Below are 14441 nucleotides of genomic sequence, written 5' to 3'. Positions count from 1 at the left end.
GGCCGACGCCACGCGTGCGACTGCTCGGCCCCATTCCGGTGGCGGCCGTCGCGCCTCCTTGACGCGCCCGTCGTGGGCATCCGGATCTCAAAGGGGGCGGCACCTTGTGCGGAGGTGCCGCCCCCTCTCACTCCCCCCACGGGAGCTGTTGCCGCGCGCATCGGCTACGTGCGGCAACACAAGTGCCCAGTCGCCGTAACGTACTCGTCACCCCCCACGGGAACGAGCAAACTGGCTCTGAGCACCGCCTGTTGAATTCCGGACGGCCCTCGGAAGTTCTTTCCCGGTGGCCCCCGGTTTTCCTGGGGAACAGCTTTCCTCTTCCGGGCTCCGCGCCGCTCCCCGTTTCACATCTGGCTAAAAGGGCGTGGTGACTGACCGTGCCAGCGTGCATACTCAACGGTGATCGGGGGGCGGTCGCAATGGCACGTGTGGGGGTCTGGTGCTCCGTGTTCATTTCAGCGAACTCGATCTGGCCCGGCTGCGGATGGCAGTCCGCCCGGACGCACTCTGGGAAACCGTTTTAAGTTTCCATAGGTTGCGGGAGAACCGGGCCGAGACCGTATACGGGAAATGGCGTTCGGAGGCGCGAAACCGACTCAACGGCGAGGCGCGGCTGCTAGCGCCGCTCATTCCGTCGCGCGGGTATTTCCCGGACTTCCTGACACCCGCCGAAGGGGTAATCGGTTGCGATGCCGCGATGTCCGCGCTGCGCGCCATCTCGGGTGAGCGCTTGCACTCGGAGCTGGCCGGGCTTCCGGCGGCCCGGACGCTTCCGGGGTGGATACGGGACCTGGCGCAGGGCGAGCGAAGATCGCTGGACCGGCTGATCAGCACGCTGCGCGCCTACCACAAGGCCGCCGTCGCCCCGTACTGGGCGCATATCCAGGCCCGGATCGAGGCCGATCGGGTGGCCCGGGGCCGCGCCCTGCTGGACGGGGGCGCCGACGGGCTGCTGGCCTCGCTGCCGCCGACGATGCGGTGGCGGGCGCCGGTGCTGGAGGTGGACTATCCGGTGGATCGCGATCTGTGGCTGCGGGGACGGGGGTTGCTGCTGCTGCCGTCGTTCTTCTGCCGGGGTACGCCGGTGGCCTACCGGAACCCGGAGCTGACGCCCGTTCTGGTCTACCCCGTCGAACACGCCCGGTGCGGTCTGATTCCCCGCCCCGAGCAGCGGTCCGCCGTGACGTCCGGGGCCGGGTCTGGGTCCGGGGCCGGAACCCGGTCCGGGTCCGCCCAGACGCTCGGCAAGCTGGTCGGGCAGACCCGCTCGGCCGTGCTGCTGGAGGTCGGCGGCGGCTGTACGACCAGTGAACTCGCCCGCAGGGTGGGCGTATCGCTGGCCTCGGCCAGTCAGCACGCCAGTGTGCTGCGCGAGGCGGGCCTGGTGCACACCCTCCGCCAGGGCAGTGCCGTCCTGCACACGCTGACCCCGCTGGGGGCGGCGCTGCTGCGGGGCGGGGCGCCGGGGGAGCGCGTCTTCGGCGTACCGGCGGCGCTGCCGCCGGTCGCCACGAGCGGACGGGGGCGGTCAGGGCGCGGATGACGCTTTCCGGGCAGGAAGGGGTGGCGGGATGACGGCGACCGACGAGGCGGCGGACGGCCTCCGCGCCATGATCGCCAAGGGTGAGCTGACCCCCGGGCAGCAGCTCCCCGCCGAGCCCGAACTCTGTGCGCGGCTCGGCGTCTCGCGCGGATCGCTGCGCGAGGCGGTGCGCTCCCTGGCCGCCCTCGGGCTGCTGGAGTCCCGCCACGGCTCCGGCACCTTCGTCTCGGCGCTGCGCCCCGGGCAGATGCTGGCCGGGTTCGCCGCCACCGTGGACGTCCTGCCGCTCGACGGGCTGCTGGAGCTGTTCGACGTCCGCCGCCCCCTGGAGGCCCAGGCCGCCGTGCTGGCCGCCGCCCGCGCCGACGAGCGGGTCGTCGCCCGGCTGCGCGAGGTGCAGAAGCGGTTGGCGGTCGCCGAGGACGAGGCGGAACGGCACGCGCTGGACCGGGAGTTCCACTCCACGCTCTGTGAGGCGAGCGGCCACGAGGCGCTGGCCGCCCTCGCCGATGCGCTGCGCGCCCGGGGCAGCCACTACAGCATCTACGGCGCCGCCGAGGCCGACACCATCCGGCTGGCCAGCGATCTCGGCCACGAGGCGCTGATCAACGCCATGGCCGCCCGCGATCCGGCGGCCGCCGCGGCGGCCGCCACCGCGCATGTGTCCCGACCGAGGTCTGGCTGCGGCGGTACGCCCCGCTGCCGGACGACGGCCCGGCCGCCGGACGAGCCACACCGGCCGCCGGCGGCCTCAGTCGTCGATGCCCGTGCGCTCGACGCCCGCGACGATATGGCGCTGGAGCACCAGGAAGACCACCAGCAGCGGCACGATCGACACCGCCGCCGCCACGAACAGCTCATGGAGGTTGACGGTCTGGGCGGTGGTGAACGTCGACAGCGCCACCTGCACCGTCCACGCGTCCCGGTCCTGCCCGATGACCAGCGGCCACAGGAAGGAGTTCCAGGCGCCGATGAAGACGATCGTGCCGACCGCCGCGAACACCGGCCGGGAGTTCGGCACCACGACGCGCCAGTACGTACGCCAGTAGCCAAGCCCGTCCACCCGCGCCGCGTCCTCCAACTCCCGGGGGAAGCCCAGGAAGTACTGACGGAAGATGAACGCCGCGACCGCGCTGAACAGCGTGGGCACCACCAGACCGCGCAGCGTGGACACCCAGCCGAGCGAGCTGACCAGCACGAAGCTGGGCACGAAGGTGACCGCGGCCGGGACCATCAAGGTGCCCAGGATCCAGTAGAAGACCACATTGGCGTAGGCGTACGGGATGCGGGCCAGACCGTACCCGGCGAGCGAGGCCAGCAGCAGGGTGCCCACGGTGGTGAGGACCGCGATCAGCGAGGAGTTGAGCAGCGCGTGCGCCATCGGCACATTGGGGTCGTCGAACAGCTCGCTGACGTTGGACCAGTGCAGCTCGCGCGGGAAGAACGTCCACTCGGGCGAGGTGAGGTCCGCCTCGCTCGACAGACCGTTGCGCACCAGCAGATAGAACGGGATCAGGAAGACCAGCGCGAGCGCGAGCAGCAGCACCAGCCGCACGGCGCGCCCCACGCCGACGAGGGCGTCCCGGACGTCGCGCGCGTTCCGGACGTCGCGCGCGTTCCGGCGCCGGGCGTCGCGGGTGTTCGAACGGGGGTGCATCAGTCCTCCTTCCGGCCCAGGCCGAACCAGCGGGCCTGCACCACCGTCACCACGGCGATGATCAGCGCCAGGATCACCGCGCCCGCGCTGCCCAGGCCCAGGTTCTGCCCCTGGCCCAGCGCCGTGTAGTAGAGGTAGACCAGCGGCGGGCGGGCGTAGGGCGGATAGCCGCGCGAGTCCGACAGCAGGTTGTAGAACTCGTCGAACGCCTGGAAGGCGTTGATCACCAGCAGCAGCACCACCGCGACCGAGGTCGCCCGCAGCTGTGGGAAGGTGATGTGCCGGAACACCTGCCAGCCGGGCCGCGCCCCGTCCACGGCCGCCGCCTCGTACAGCCGTGGGGAGATGCGCTGGAGTCCGGCCAGGAACAGCACCATGTAGAACCCCGCCTGGAGCCACAGCCGTACGGTCACGATCACCAGCCAGTACCAGGGCGGGTCCGTGGTCGACAGCCAGGCGATCTGATCGGCGCCGAACCAGTCCAGCACGGTGTTGGCCAGCCCGAAGCGCACCCCGTTGAAGATCGACATCTTCCAGATCAGCGCCGCCACCACATACGAGCACGCCACCGGCAGGAAGAACACCGACCGGAAGAACGCCTGCGCCCAGCGCAGCCGGTTGACCATCAGCGCCAGCGCGAGCGAGAGCGCGTAGGTGGCCGGGACGATGAAGGCGGTGAAGACCAGGAAGGTCACCAGGCTGCCGGTGAACGCGTCGTCGCCCAGCATCGCCGTGTAGTTGTCCAAGCCGACGAACTCCGTGGGCGAGACGGTGTTGTGCGCGTCGAAGAAGCTGAGGTAGACGCTCCAGGCCAGCGGGACGTAGGTGAAGAGGGTGAGCCCCAGGACGAACGGGCCGACGAATATCCAGAACCACAGATGGCGGTTCTGCGGGCCCAGGAGCCTGCGGACGAACGCCCCCCGCATCAGCTCTTCTTCTTCACGCGCCGCAGCTCGGCCTCGGTCTTGCGGACCACCGACCGCAGCTCGCTCTCCGGGTTGGCCCCGCTCTTGATGATCCGGCTCAGCGCGTCCTGGTAGGCCGTCTTGCTCGCGGAGGTCCACAGCAGCGGTTCGGCGTGGCCGTGGTCGGTGGCGTAGCGCACCGCCTCACCGGCCGCGCCCTGCCGCAGCTTGGCCGCCTTCGTGGCGAGCGAGATCCGGGCGGGGATGTGGAAGCCGTAGCGGAGCGCGAAGTCCTCCTGGTAGTCGGTCCGTTCGACCCACAGCCACTTCACATACGCCTTCGCCAGCGCCTTGTCCCGGGCCCGGGCGCTGACCGCCGACCCGTACGCGCCGACCGGCACCGCGGGCGCGCCGTGCGCCCCGTCCTGGGGGAACGGCAGCACCCCGAAGTCGTCCCCCAGCGCCTTCTTCACCTGCGGCAGCGCCCACAGCCCGGACCACTGCATGGCGGTGAGCCCCTGCGTGAACGCGGCCGGGTCCGACCAGTCGGAGGGCGCCCCGAGCAGCAGCGACTTCTCCGCGTAGAGCTGCCGCAGCTTGCCGAGCGTCCGGGCGGCGGCCGGGTCGTCGAAGCCGACCTCGCCGTCCTCGGTGACCAGGGTGAGCCCGGCGGCGTTGAGCGGGGTGCCGCCGAGGACGCCGGGGCCGCCGTCATTGCCCAGGAAGAGCCCCTTGACGTCCTTGGTGGTCAGCTCCTTCGCCGCGTCGATCAGCGCGTCGAGGCTGCGCGGCGGTTCTACTTTCGCGTCCTCGAGCATGCTCTTGCGGTAGTAGAGCAGCTGGGTGTCGATGACCTGCGGTACGGCCCAGATCTTGCCCTGATACGTCTTCGGGGCGAGCACGGCCGGGTTGAAGTCGTCCTTGGCCTCGCTGAGGAGATCGGTGAGATCGACCACCTGGCCGCCCTGGATCTGGTCCAGCGTCGGGCCGTTGACCTCGAAGACATCCGGGCCGGACTTGGTGAGCAGCGCGGCGGCGGTCTGCTGGTCGTAGTTGCCCGGCCGCCACTGCACCTGGACGTTCGCCTTCTCAAACGCGTCGGCGTAGCGCTTGACCGCCTGTTCGGTGCCGGGCTCGCCGTACTGGTGGTACCACTGTTCGAGCACCGGCTGGCCGGCGTGGTCATCGCCGTCCCGCCCGGTGTTGGACCCACAGGCGGAGGCGAGCGCTCCGGTGAGGGCCAGCCCTCCGCCCGCACCCAGCAGCCTTCGGCGGCTCATGGACATTGGCGTGCGCCCCCTCGTCTCCCGGTCTCGGTCTCCCGGACTCCCGGTCTCCGTTACGACTCAACGATCAACGATGGAGGCGGATTACGACAGAGGTATTGCGGGCGGATGTCACTTTTCGGTATCGGAATGTGACGCAGAGTCGACGTCGCTGTGCAACCCGGCGTCGATTTCGTCGAAGACGCGCTGGGCGGTGGCGAAGGCCGAGTTGGCGGCCGGGACACCGCAGTAGATCGCGGACTGGAGCAGCACCTCGCCGATCTCGTCACGGGTGAGCCCGTTGGTGAGCGCGGCCCGGATGTGCATGGCCAGTTCGGCGTCATGGCCGTGGGCGATCAGCGCGGTGAGGGTGATGCAGCTGCGGGTCCTCCGGTCCAGCCCGTCGCCGGTCCAGATCTCGCCCCAGGCGTAGCGGGTGATGAAGTCCTGGAAGCGGGCGGTGAACGGGGTCGTCCGGGCCACCGCGCGGGCCACGTGCGCGTCCCCGAGGACGGCCCGGCGCACGGCCATTCCGGCGTCGTGGCGCGAGGCGTCGTCCCGTGGTTGCGACGGTGTGGGGTTGCTGAGGTGGGTGAGCAGCGCCCCGGTGACCGCCTCCGGCCGCTCCACGCCCGCCAGGTGGGCGGCCCCGGCGACCTCCAGCAGGCTTGCGCCGGGCACGGCGTCGGCGATTTGGCGGGCGTGGGAAGGCGGCGTCGCGGGGTCGTCCCGACCGGCGACGACGAGGGTGGGCGCGGTGATCTTCGCCAGGTCGGCCGTCATGTCGTACGTGGCGAGAACGTCGCAGCAGGCGGCGTAGCCCGCACGGTCGGTGGCCCGCAGATCCTCGATCAGCGCGGCGCCGACGGGTGTGCGGGCGAAGTCGTGCGAGAACCAGGTGCCGGGGCGGCTCGCCACCATCGCCTCCGTCCCCTCGGCCCGTACGAGCGCGGCCCGCTCACGCCAGACGGCGGGGTCGCCGAACCGGGCCGAGGAGCAGACGACGGAGAGGCGGCTGATCCGGTCGGGGTGGTGTGCGGCGAGATGCAGCCCGACAGCGCCGCCGATCGAAATCCCCGCGTACGCGAACCGCTCCCACCCCTGCTCGTCGGCGAGCCGCAGCACGAGGGCGGCGAGATCGTCGATGGTCGCCGAGCCGTCCGAGGGCAGCAGCGTGGCGGGGGAGCCGCCGTGCCCGGGCAGATCCCAGCGCAGGACGCGGTGGCCTCGGGCGAGCGCGGGGAGCTGGGGCTCCCAGACGGCGAGGGAGGTGCCGAGGGAGGGGCCGAGGATGAGGGGTGGGGCGGTGGGGGGTCCGGTGAGGTTGTGGTGGGGTGGGGTGGTGGTCATGGGGTGGGTGCTCCGGGGGTGGTCCGGGGGTGCTTCGGGGGTGGTCCGGGGGTGCTTCGGTGGGTGGGCGGGTTGGTTGTGTTGTGCGGCGGGGGGTTTTCGCCCGCCCCTTCCCGAACGATGGGCTCCGCATCTGGGGTCTGGGGCCTGGGGTTTCGCTGCCTGGGTGCGGGCCGGTGGGTTTTTCCCCGCCCCGCCCCTTCCCGAACCAAGGGCTGCGCCCCTGGACCCCGGGGTTTCGTTGCCTGGTGCGGGCCGGTGGGTGGGTTGTGCCCACCCGTTCCGCCCCGCAGAACGATTGCCCACAACCAGGTGCACCTCCAGCCCCTCCGGCGATTGAGGAGCGGGGGTCCGGGGGCGGAGCCTCCGGTTTTGGGGAGGGGCGGGGTGGGGAACAGGCCCCCGCAGGGGTCACCCATCGCGCGCCAGGGCCCGCATTGTCAGGGCGGGGGCCGCCCCCACATACGTGGTCGGGTCCATCAGTTCGCGTAGGCGATCAGGTGGCAGGACCCCCGACAGCGCTTCGGACACCCCCACCCCCTCCCGAGCCGCCTCCGCCAAGACCTCCTTCGCACGGACCCGCCCAAGCCCCGGCGCAAGCACCGCGATCAGACGTTCGCTCACGATCAGCCCATCCGTCAGCCCCAGGTTCGCGGCCATCCGGTCAGGAAAGACCCGCAGCCCGGAGGCGAGTTCAACGGCATCGCGGGCCGCCCCGCCCGCGAGCCGCAACAGCTCCCGCAGCGGCTGCCACTCCGCATGCCACGCCCCACCCGGCCGTTCGTCCTCCGCGGCGAGCGAGCCGAGCAGGGTCGCGGCGAGCCCCGGGGCCTGACGGGCCGCGGCGGCCATCAGCGTGGCACGCACCGGGTTCGACTTATGCGGCATCGCGGACGAGCCACCCCCCGCCCCCTCCGCCACCTCACCGATCTCCGTCCGGGAGAGCACCAGCACATCCGCCGCCAGCTTCCCCAGCGCCCCCACGGCGAAGGCGAGCGCGGTGCCCAGGTCGGCGACGGGGGTGCGCAGGGTGTGCCACGGCAGTCCGGGCTCGGCGAGACCGGTCTCCTCGGCGAACCGGCCCAGCAGCGGAACCCCGCCGTCGAAGGCGGCCAACGTCCCCGCCGCACCGCCCAGTTGGGCGGGCGGCCGCAGCGCCGCGAGCCGGTCGCGGGCGTCCAGGGCGAGCGCCCGCCAGCCCGCCGCCTTCAGCCCGAAGGTGGTGGGCACGGCGTGCTGGGTGAGGGTGCGGCCGGGCATCGGGGTGTCGCGGTGCGCGGCGGCGAGCCGCGCCAGCTCCGCCGCCGTACGCTCCAGATCGGCCACGATCAGCGGCAGGGCCCGCGCGGCCACCAGCATCGTGGCCGTGTCCACGATGTCCTGGCTGGTCGCGCCCCGGTGGACATACGACGCGGCCTCGGCGTCCGTACCGGCCACCGCCGCCGTGAGATCGGCGACCAGCGGGATGACCGGGTTGCCCCCGGAGCGGGCGCGCAGCGCCAGATCGCGTACGTCGTACAGCTCGGCGCGGGCCGCGCCCGCCACCGCCTCCGCCGCCCCGGCCGGTGCCACCACCCGCGCCAGCGCGGCCTCGGCGTCCAGCATGGCCTGAATGAACGCCGTGTCGCCCGTGGCGGCCTCCACCGCCGACCCGGCCCGCACCGGGGACAGCAGCCCCACGTCGTCGCTGTCGGAAGTACCAGGGCTACCGGAACTCAAGGAAAACCGTCTCCCCTTCGCCCTGAAGGCGGATGTCGAAGCGATAGGTCCCCGGCGGGGACGCCGCCGTCGCCACCAGCGTCTCGCGGCGCGCCGGATCCAGCGAGGCGAGCAGCGGGTCGGCGGCGTTGGCCTCGGCGTTCTCGGGGAAGTACACGCGGGTGAAGAGGTGGTGCAGCAGCCCCCGGGCGTGGACGCACACGCTGATGTACGGCGCGGCGGGCGCGGCCGGGCCGCCGGGCGGCAGCGTACGGGCCGTCCAGTGGCCGTCCGCGTCGGTGGCGATACGGCCGAAACCGGTGAAGTCCACGCCGTTGCGCCCGAGGAAGCCGCCGGTCACCGGGTCGCGCCGCATCGACCCGCCCGCCCCGGCGAGCGAGCCGTCCGGGCCCGCCTGCCACAGCTCCACCAGCGCGTCCGGGACGGGGGCGCCCGCGCCGTCGCGGACATGGCCGTGGAGCGTGATGGCACCGGGGTGCCCCGCCGGGGCCATCTCGCCGCCGCCGGGGAAGGGCAGGGCGTAGCCGTAGAACGGGCCCACGGTGTGGGAGGGCGTGGGCGCGAGCGTCTCGGCGGATGCGCTTTCGACAGGCGCGAGCCCTTCGGCGGGTGCGAGCCCCTGTGCGGGTGCGGGTACAGGCTTCTCGCTCATCAGCGCCCCTCCTCGATCCAGGTGGCCGACGGCCCGTCCAGCACGATGTCCCAGCGGTAGCCCAGCGACCACTCCGGCCGCGACAGCGCGTGGTCGTAACGGGCGACCAGCCGCTGCCGCGCCGAGTCGTCCGTCACCGACTGGAGGATCGGGTCGTAGGCGAAGAGCGGATCGCCGGGGAAGTACATCTGGGTGACCAGCCGCTGGGTGAACGCCGCGCCGAAGACGGAGAAGTGCAGATGCGCGGGGCGCCAGGCGTTCTCGTGGTTGCGCCACGGATACGCGCCCGGCTTGATGGTGGTGAAGTGGTACGAACCGTCGTCGCCGGTCAACGTCCGCCCCACACCGGTGAAGTTGGGGTCGAGCGGCGCGGGGTGCTGATCGCGCAGATGGGCGTAGCGGCCGGACGCGTTGGCCTGCCACAGCTCGATGAGCTGCCCCCGGACGGGGCGGCCCCGGCTGTCCAGGAGCCGCCCGGAGACGGTGATCCGCTCGCCGAGCGGCTCGCCCCGGTGCTGCACGGTGAGGTCGTTGTCGATCGCGGTGATGTCGGTGTGGCCGAAGACCGGGGTGTGCAGCTCCACGGTCTCCGGGTCGCCGTGCACCGCGACCAGCGGCTGCTTGGGGTGGCGCAGCACACTGCTGCGGTACGGGGGGAAGTCGCGCGGCGGGTGGTCGGCGGCGGGAGCCCCCTCGGCACGCGCCTTGTCGTACGACTCCCGTATGTGCGCGAGTTCGCTGTCGATGTCGGACTGGGTGAGAGTCATGTCTGCCGTCAGCCTTACCTTTCCAGCCATTGCGGTGCCATTGAGGTGGCGTTGCCGGTGCCGGTGCCGGTGCCGGTGCCGTTCAGGGATTACCTCTCCAGGACGAGGGCGAGGCCCTGTCCGACGCCGATGCACAGGGTGGCCAGGCCCGTTCCCGAGCCGCGGGCGGCGAGCTGATGGGCGACGGCCCCGGTGAGCCGGGCTCCGGACGCGCCGAGCGGGTGGCCGATGGCGATGGCGCCGCCGCGCGGGTTGACGATGTCGGGGTCGAAGCCGGGGTCCTGGGCCGACCACTCGGCGAGGCAGCCCAGCACCTGCGCGGCGAACGCCTCGTTGAGTTCGAGGGTGGCCAGATCGGCGAACGAGCGGCCCGCCTTGGCGAGGGCGCGGCGTACGGCCTCGACCGGGCCGAGCCCGAAGTACTGCGGCTCGATACCGGTCACGGCCGAGGCACCGATCCGGGCCAGGGGCTCGCGTCCGGTGGCCTTCAACCCCTCCTCGTCAACGAGCAGCAGTGCGGCCGCGCCGTCGTTGAGGGGCGAGGAGTTGCCCGCGGTGACGGTGCCGCCGGGCTTGCGGAAGGCGGGCTTGAGCTTGGCCAGGGCCTCGGCGGAGGTGTTCTCGCGGATGGTCTCGTCCCGGATGAGCTCGGTGTCCGGATACGGCAGCACCTCGGCGTCGTACGCCCCGTCCTTCCACGCCCGCGCCGCCCGCTCATGGCTGGTGAGCGCGAACGCGTCCTGTGCCTCGCGGGTGATGCCGTGCTTGTCGGCGATCAGCTCGGCGCCCTCGCCGAGGGCGACGGTCCACTCGGGCGGCATGTCCGGGTTGGTCATCCGCCAGCCGAGCGTCGTGGAGTACATCTGCTGATGCCCGGCGGGGAAGGCGCGCTCGGGCTTGGGCAGCACCCAGGGGGCGCGGCTCATCGACTCCACACCGCCCGCGAGCGCGATGTGCGCGTCGCCGACCGCGATGGCGCGGGCGGCCTGGAGCACGGCCTCCAGGCCGGAGGCGCAGAGCCGGTTGACGGTCGCGCCGGGCACGGTGACGGGCAGCCCGGCCAGCAGCACGGCCATGCGGGCGACATCGCGGTTCTCCTCGCCCGCGCCGTTGGCGTTGCCGAAGTAGACGTCGTCGATGCGCGCCGGGTCCAGGGCGGGGGTGCGGGCGAGCAGGCCGCGCACCACATGGGCGGCCAGGTCGTCGGGGCGCACCCCGGACAGTGCGCCGCCGTAACGGCCGATGGGGGTGCGGACGGCGTCGACGATATAGACGTCACGCAGGGCGGCGGTCATCGTGCGTCCTTTCCGGCGGCTTTGAGGGCGCGCAGCGCCGCCAGCTCTTGGGGGGTGGGCGGCTCGGTGGTGCCCACGGTGTCGGCGACGGTCAGCTCCCAGCCGGTGGCGGCCCGTACCCGCTCCACGGTGACGTCCGGGTGCACTTCGGTCAGCACCAGCTCGGCGGTGGCCGGGTCGGGGCGCAGGATGCCCAGGTCGGTGATGACGGCGGTGGGGCCGGCGCCCGGCATGCCGAGCTTCTTACGGTCGCCGGGGCCGCCGCCGTGGCCCAGGGTCGTCACGAAATCCAGCCGCTCCACGAAGTTGCGGGTGGAGTGGCGCAGCACCATGAGCACCTTGCCGCAGTTGGAGGCGATCTCGGGGGCGCCGCCCGCGCCGGGGAGGCGGCCCTCGGGCTTGTCCGGGCCGCGGTCCACGACGGTGGTGTTGATGTTGGCGTAGCGGTCGACCTGGGCGGCGCCGAGGAAGCCGACGTCGATCCGGCCGCCCTGGAGCCAGTAGTTGAACATCTCCGGCACCGGGACCACCGCGTCGGCCGTCTCGGCGAGCTCGCCGTCGCCGATGGACAGCGGGAGCCGGGTGGGCTTGGAGCCGATGGTGCCCGACTCGTAGATGAGTACGAGGCCGGGGTTGACGGTGGCGCGTGCCAGGTTGGCGGCGGTGCTGGGGAGGCCGATGCCGACGAAGCAGGTGGTGGCGTCGGTGAGCGCGCGGGCGGCGTTGACCTCCATCAGCTCGTCGGATGTGTAGTTGTAGTCCGTCGTCCCTGCGGGGGTGGCGGTCATCGGGTGAGGGCTCCCTCGCTGTCGCGCACGTCGCTGTTGCGCACGTTGTCCTCGATCCACCTCAAGAACGCCTCGCGGTCGCGGGCGATCGGGTCCCATGCCTGGTAGAAGTCGTTGTCGCGGGTCGAGTACCCGGTGGCGTAGGAGGGGTGGGCGCCGCCGGGGACGACGGACACCGCGTCGATCACCCACGTCGGCAGGACGATCCCGCCGGGGCGTGGCGTGAGCTCCTCGACGATCTCCTCCACGGTCACCAGCACCCGGTCCGCCGCGAGCGCCGCCTCCTTCTGCACCCCGGTCAGCCCCCACATCTGCACATTGCCGGCGCGGTCGGCCTGCTGGGCGTGGATGACGGTGACGTCGGGGTTGAGCGCCGCGACTGCGGCCAACTCCTCCCCGGTGAAGGGGCAGACGACGGTGGAGACGGTGTCCGTACGGGTCGGGATGTCGCTGCCGCGATAGCCGCGCAATACGGCGAACGGCAGCTTGGAGGCGCCCGCCACATAGCGGTTCGCCATGCCCGCGTGGCTGTGCTCGTCCAGCTCCAGCGGCCGCGGCCAGCCGTTCTCGACGGCGTCACGGAAGCGGTGCAGCGAGCCCACGCCGGGGTTGCCGCCCCAGGAGAACACCAGCTTGCGGACGAGTCCGGCGCCGATCAGCTGGTCGTAGACGACGTCCGGGGTCATCCGGGCGAGGGTGAGATCGGTGATGCCCTGACGGATGACCTCGTGCGCGGCGGCGTACGGGATCAGGTGGGTGAATCCCTCCATCGCGACGGTGTCCCCGTCGTGGACGAGGTCCGCCACGGCGTCCCTCAGGCTTCGGATGTCGGCCATCGTCACTCCGCGGGTTCGGGATGCTCAGTGTGCTGACTAATGTGGTGCCGGTCAGCCGGTTTCGCACGGTGCCATTGGGTGGTGCGCTCGTCAAGGGAGTCTAGGTCGGATGTCGGCCTCTCGACATGGGGTCTTCCACAGGGCAGAATTACTCAGTGCACGGAGTAAGTCAGTGCGCGGAGTAAGTGGAAGTAAGTGAGCAGCGGGGAAGCGGAAGCCGTGAGGCACGGCATGGGAGGCACGGCATGGGTGGCGCGGTCGATCTGAACACGCACCCCGGGCATCTGGCCCGCCGCTTCCAGCAGGCGCACTCCCTGCTGTGGGGCGCGATGGTCTCCGAGGAGACCACCTCGCCGCAGTTCGCGGTGGTCAACGCGCTGATCGAGAAGCCGGAGATCGACCAGCGGACGCTGAGCGAACACGTCCACCTCGACCGCTCCACCATCGCCGACCTGGTCGCCCGGCTGGCCCGGCGCGGCCTGCTGGAGCGGGTGCGCGACCCGAACGACGGCCGCCGTAACGTCCTGCGGCTGACGGATGAGGGCGTCCGGCTCCACCGGAAGCTGGTCACCCGGACGTCCCGGATGAACCGGGTCTTCCTGGCCCCGCTGGACGAGACGGAGCGGGAGACGCTGCTGCGGCTGATCGCGAGGGTCACGGACGCGGCGGAGGAGCTGCGCGCGTAGCCGCGGGCGTGTCGGATGACCAGGCGTGCAGGAAATCGTCGATCAGAGGGTTGGCCTCGGCCGAGCGGGTCGCCAGGACGACGCGGACCGGGTCGATGCCCTCGATGGGCACGGTGGTCAGGCCGGGGCGCAGTTGGGGCCGCCGGTCGCCGGCGGCCAGAATCAACACCGTCCGCTCCTCGGCCACAAGGTCGAGCTTGTCCTCGAACGATTCGTAGTCGATCGGCGCGCTGCGAGCCGGAACGCCATCCGGGCGCGGCTCCAGACGGGCGAAATCGCTCCATTGCGGGACCGCGCTCGGGCATTGCGGCAGAACTTCTTCGCTGAGGTCGTCGACGGTCACCGACTCCTTTCCGGCCAGGCGGTGGTCCGTGGAGACGACCAGAACCCGTGGCTCGGTCCACAGCTCGGTGAGGCGTAGGCGGTCGGCGGGGAAGGGCAGCGGGGCGCGGGCCACCAGGGCGTCCACGCGGCGGTCGGTGAGCGCGTGGGCGTCGTTCCACTCCAGGTGGCGGGTGCGGATGCGGGCCGTGGGGTGTCGATGCCGCAGCCGGCGTACGGCATGAGTGATGACCAGGTCCTCGACGTACCCGATGGTGAACTCGCGCGGGGTGGCGCCGTCGCGGGCGGTGAGCTCGGCTTGATGGGCTGCCTGGAGCAGCGCCTGAGCCTGCGGCAGAAACGCGCGACCGGCTTCGGTGAGCCGACTGCCCTGTGGGGTGCGGTCGAAGAGGCGCACGCCCAGATGTTCCTCGAGGCGCTGGATCTGGCGGCTCAGGGACGGCTGCGCGACGTGCAGCACCGCGGCGGCGCGGCTGAAGTTGGCGTGCGCTGCGACGACCGTGAAGTAGCCGACAAGCCGCAGGTCGAGGTCCGATCCGGGAACGCGCACGCTTCTGATCGTACCAATATGCAATGCGCGCATGACGGGTTGCATATCAGGTCTTGGACGCCGTCGCCGGTCCGGGATTTGAA

13 protein-coding genes and 1 pseudogene are annotated in these 14441 nt (G+C 71.9%); 3 read left to right on the top strand and 11 right to left on the bottom strand.

The genetic code is table 11. From position 1 onward, the window contains the following. Positions 1-442: 442 nt before the first annotated feature. Both ACT2CW_RS25985 and ACT2CW_RS25980 read left to right on the top strand, forming a co-directional pair. Positions 443-1546, top strand: a complete 1104-nt coding sequence (locus ACT2CW_RS25985) for an ArsR/SmtB family transcription factor (protein WP_445518439.1) — start codon at positions 443-445, stop codon at positions 1544-1546. A gap of 28 nt (positions 1547-1574) precedes the next feature. Beyond that, a pseudogene (locus ACT2CW_RS25980) lies at positions 1575-2153 on the top strand (FadR/GntR family transcriptional regulator); the annotation flags it as partial. Positions 2154-2297: 144 nt separating this feature from the next. On the opposite strand, the gene ACT2CW_RS25975 reads toward ACT2CW_RS25980, so the two are convergent. From ACT2CW_RS25975 to ACT2CW_RS25930, 10 genes are all read right to left on the bottom strand, one after another. Continuing rightward, positions 2298-3203 (bottom strand): carbohydrate ABC transporter permease, encoded by a 906-nt coding sequence (locus ACT2CW_RS25975; protein WP_445518438.1) that lies wholly within the window; start codon positions 3201-3203, stop codon positions 2298-2300. Next, positions 3203-4129, bottom strand: coding sequence for a carbohydrate ABC transporter permease (locus ACT2CW_RS25970; RefSeq protein WP_138915754.1), 927 nt, complete (start codon positions 4127-4129; stop codon positions 3203-3205). The genes ACT2CW_RS25975 and ACT2CW_RS25970 overlap by 1 nt, the downstream gene beginning before the upstream one ends. After that, positions 4129-5394 carry an ABC transporter substrate-binding protein gene (locus ACT2CW_RS25965; RefSeq protein WP_445518437.1) on the bottom strand — a complete coding sequence of 422 codons (1266 nt, stop codon included), beginning with the start codon at positions 5392-5394 and terminating at the stop codon, positions 4129-4131. The genes ACT2CW_RS25970 and ACT2CW_RS25965 overlap by 1 nt, the downstream gene beginning before the upstream one ends. Positions 5395-5505: 111 nt before the next feature. Beyond that, the gene (gene pcaDC, locus ACT2CW_RS25960) at positions 5506-6723 is read right to left on the bottom strand and encodes a bifunctional 3-oxoadipate enol-lactonase/4-carboxymuconolactone decarboxylase PcaDC (protein WP_445518436.1); all 1218 of its coding nucleotides are present in this window, start codon (positions 6721-6723) and stop codon (positions 5506-5508) included. Between the two features lie 411 nt (positions 6724-7134). After that, positions 7135-8442 carry a 3-carboxy-cis,cis-muconate cycloisomerase gene (gene pcaB / locus ACT2CW_RS25955; protein WP_445518435.1) on the bottom strand — a complete coding sequence of 436 codons (1308 nt, stop codon included), beginning with the start codon at positions 8440-8442 and terminating at the stop codon, positions 7135-7137. After that, a complete protein-coding gene (gene pcaG, locus ACT2CW_RS25950) occupies positions 8429-9094 on the bottom strand; it encodes a protocatechuate 3,4-dioxygenase subunit alpha (RefSeq protein WP_445518434.1) in 666 nt (221 codons plus the stop codon). Before pcaG ends, pcaB begins: the two co-directional genes overlap by 14 nt. Then, positions 9094-9861, bottom strand: coding sequence for a protocatechuate 3,4-dioxygenase subunit beta (gene pcaH / locus ACT2CW_RS25945; protein ID WP_182470441.1), 768 nt, complete (start codon positions 9859-9861; stop codon positions 9094-9096). The genes pcaG and pcaH overlap by 1 nt, the downstream gene beginning before the upstream one ends. Before the next feature lie 89 nt (positions 9862-9950). Beyond that, positions 9951-11156, bottom strand: a complete 1206-nt coding sequence (locus ACT2CW_RS25940; protein WP_445518433.1) for a thiolase family protein — start codon at positions 11154-11156, stop codon at positions 9951-9953. Then, the gene (locus ACT2CW_RS25935; RefSeq protein ID WP_445518432.1) at positions 11153-11944 is read right to left on the bottom strand and encodes a CoA-transferase subunit beta; all 792 of its coding nucleotides are present in this window, start codon (positions 11942-11944) and stop codon (positions 11153-11155) included. The genes ACT2CW_RS25940 and ACT2CW_RS25935 overlap by 4 nt, the downstream gene beginning before the upstream one ends. Then, positions 11941-12780: a CoA transferase subunit A gene (locus ACT2CW_RS25930; protein WP_445518431.1), complete on the bottom strand. Its 840-nt coding sequence runs from the start codon at positions 12778-12780 to the stop codon at positions 11941-11943. The genes ACT2CW_RS25935 and ACT2CW_RS25930 overlap by 4 nt, the downstream gene beginning before the upstream one ends. A 245-nt stretch (positions 12781-13025) precedes the next feature. On the opposite strand from ACT2CW_RS25930, the gene ACT2CW_RS25925 reads away from it, so the two are divergent. Then, on the top strand, positions 13026-13466 hold the full coding sequence (locus tag ACT2CW_RS25925) for a MarR family winged helix-turn-helix transcriptional regulator (RefSeq protein ID WP_164435662.1): 441 nt from the start codon (positions 13026-13028) through the stop codon (positions 13464-13466). Here the strand turns inward: ACT2CW_RS25925 and ACT2CW_RS25920 are convergent. Continuing rightward, complete coding sequence (locus tag ACT2CW_RS25920) at positions 13435-14358, bottom strand: LysR family transcriptional regulator (RefSeq protein ID WP_445518430.1); 924 nt, start codon at positions 14356-14358, stop codon at positions 13435-13437. The genes ACT2CW_RS25925 and ACT2CW_RS25920 overlap by 32 nt on opposite strands. Positions 14359-14441 lie beyond the last annotated feature (83 nt).

The organism is Streptomyces sp. NEAU-174, assembly GCF_052665095.1.
Note: the sequence above shows the minus strand (reverse complement) of the source record. Positions and strands in the feature narration are given on the sequence as shown.

Coding starts and splice junctions, on each gene's coding strand:
- ACT2CW_RS25940 (WP_445518433.1), bottom strand. CDS start 11,156: ATGACCGCCGCCCTGCGTGACGTCTATATCGTCGACGCCGTCCGCACC.
- pcaDC (WP_445518436.1), bottom strand. CDS start 6,723: ATGACCACCACCCCACCCCACCACAACCTCACCGGACCCCCCACCGCC.
- ACT2CW_RS25925 (WP_164435662.1), top strand. CDS start 13,026: ATGGGTGGCGCGGTCGATCTGAACACGCACCCCGGGCATCTGGCCCGC.
- ACT2CW_RS25935 (WP_445518432.1), bottom strand. CDS start 11,944: ATGACCGCCACCCCCGCAGGGACGACGGACTACAACTACACATCCGAC.
- ACT2CW_RS25930 (WP_445518431.1), bottom strand. CDS start 12,780: ATGGCCGACATCCGAAGCCTGAGGGACGCCGTGGCGGACCTCGTCCAC.
- ACT2CW_RS25965 (WP_445518437.1), bottom strand. CDS start 5,394: ATGTCCATGAGCCGCCGAAGGCTGCTGGGTGCGGGCGGAGGGCTGGCC.
- ACT2CW_RS25970 (WP_138915754.1), bottom strand. CDS start 4,129: ATGCGGGGGGCGTTCGTCCGCAGGCTCCTGGGCCCGCAGAACCGCCAT.
- ACT2CW_RS25975 (WP_445518438.1), bottom strand. CDS start 3,203: ATGCACCCCCGTTCGAACACCCGCGACGCCCGGCGCCGGAACGCGCGC.
- pcaG (WP_445518434.1), bottom strand. CDS start 9,094: ATGAGCGAGAAGCCTGTACCCGCACCCGCACAGGGGCTCGCACCCGCC.
- pcaH (WP_182470441.1), bottom strand. CDS start 9,861: ATGACTCTCACCCAGTCCGACATCGACAGCGAACTCGCGCACATACGG.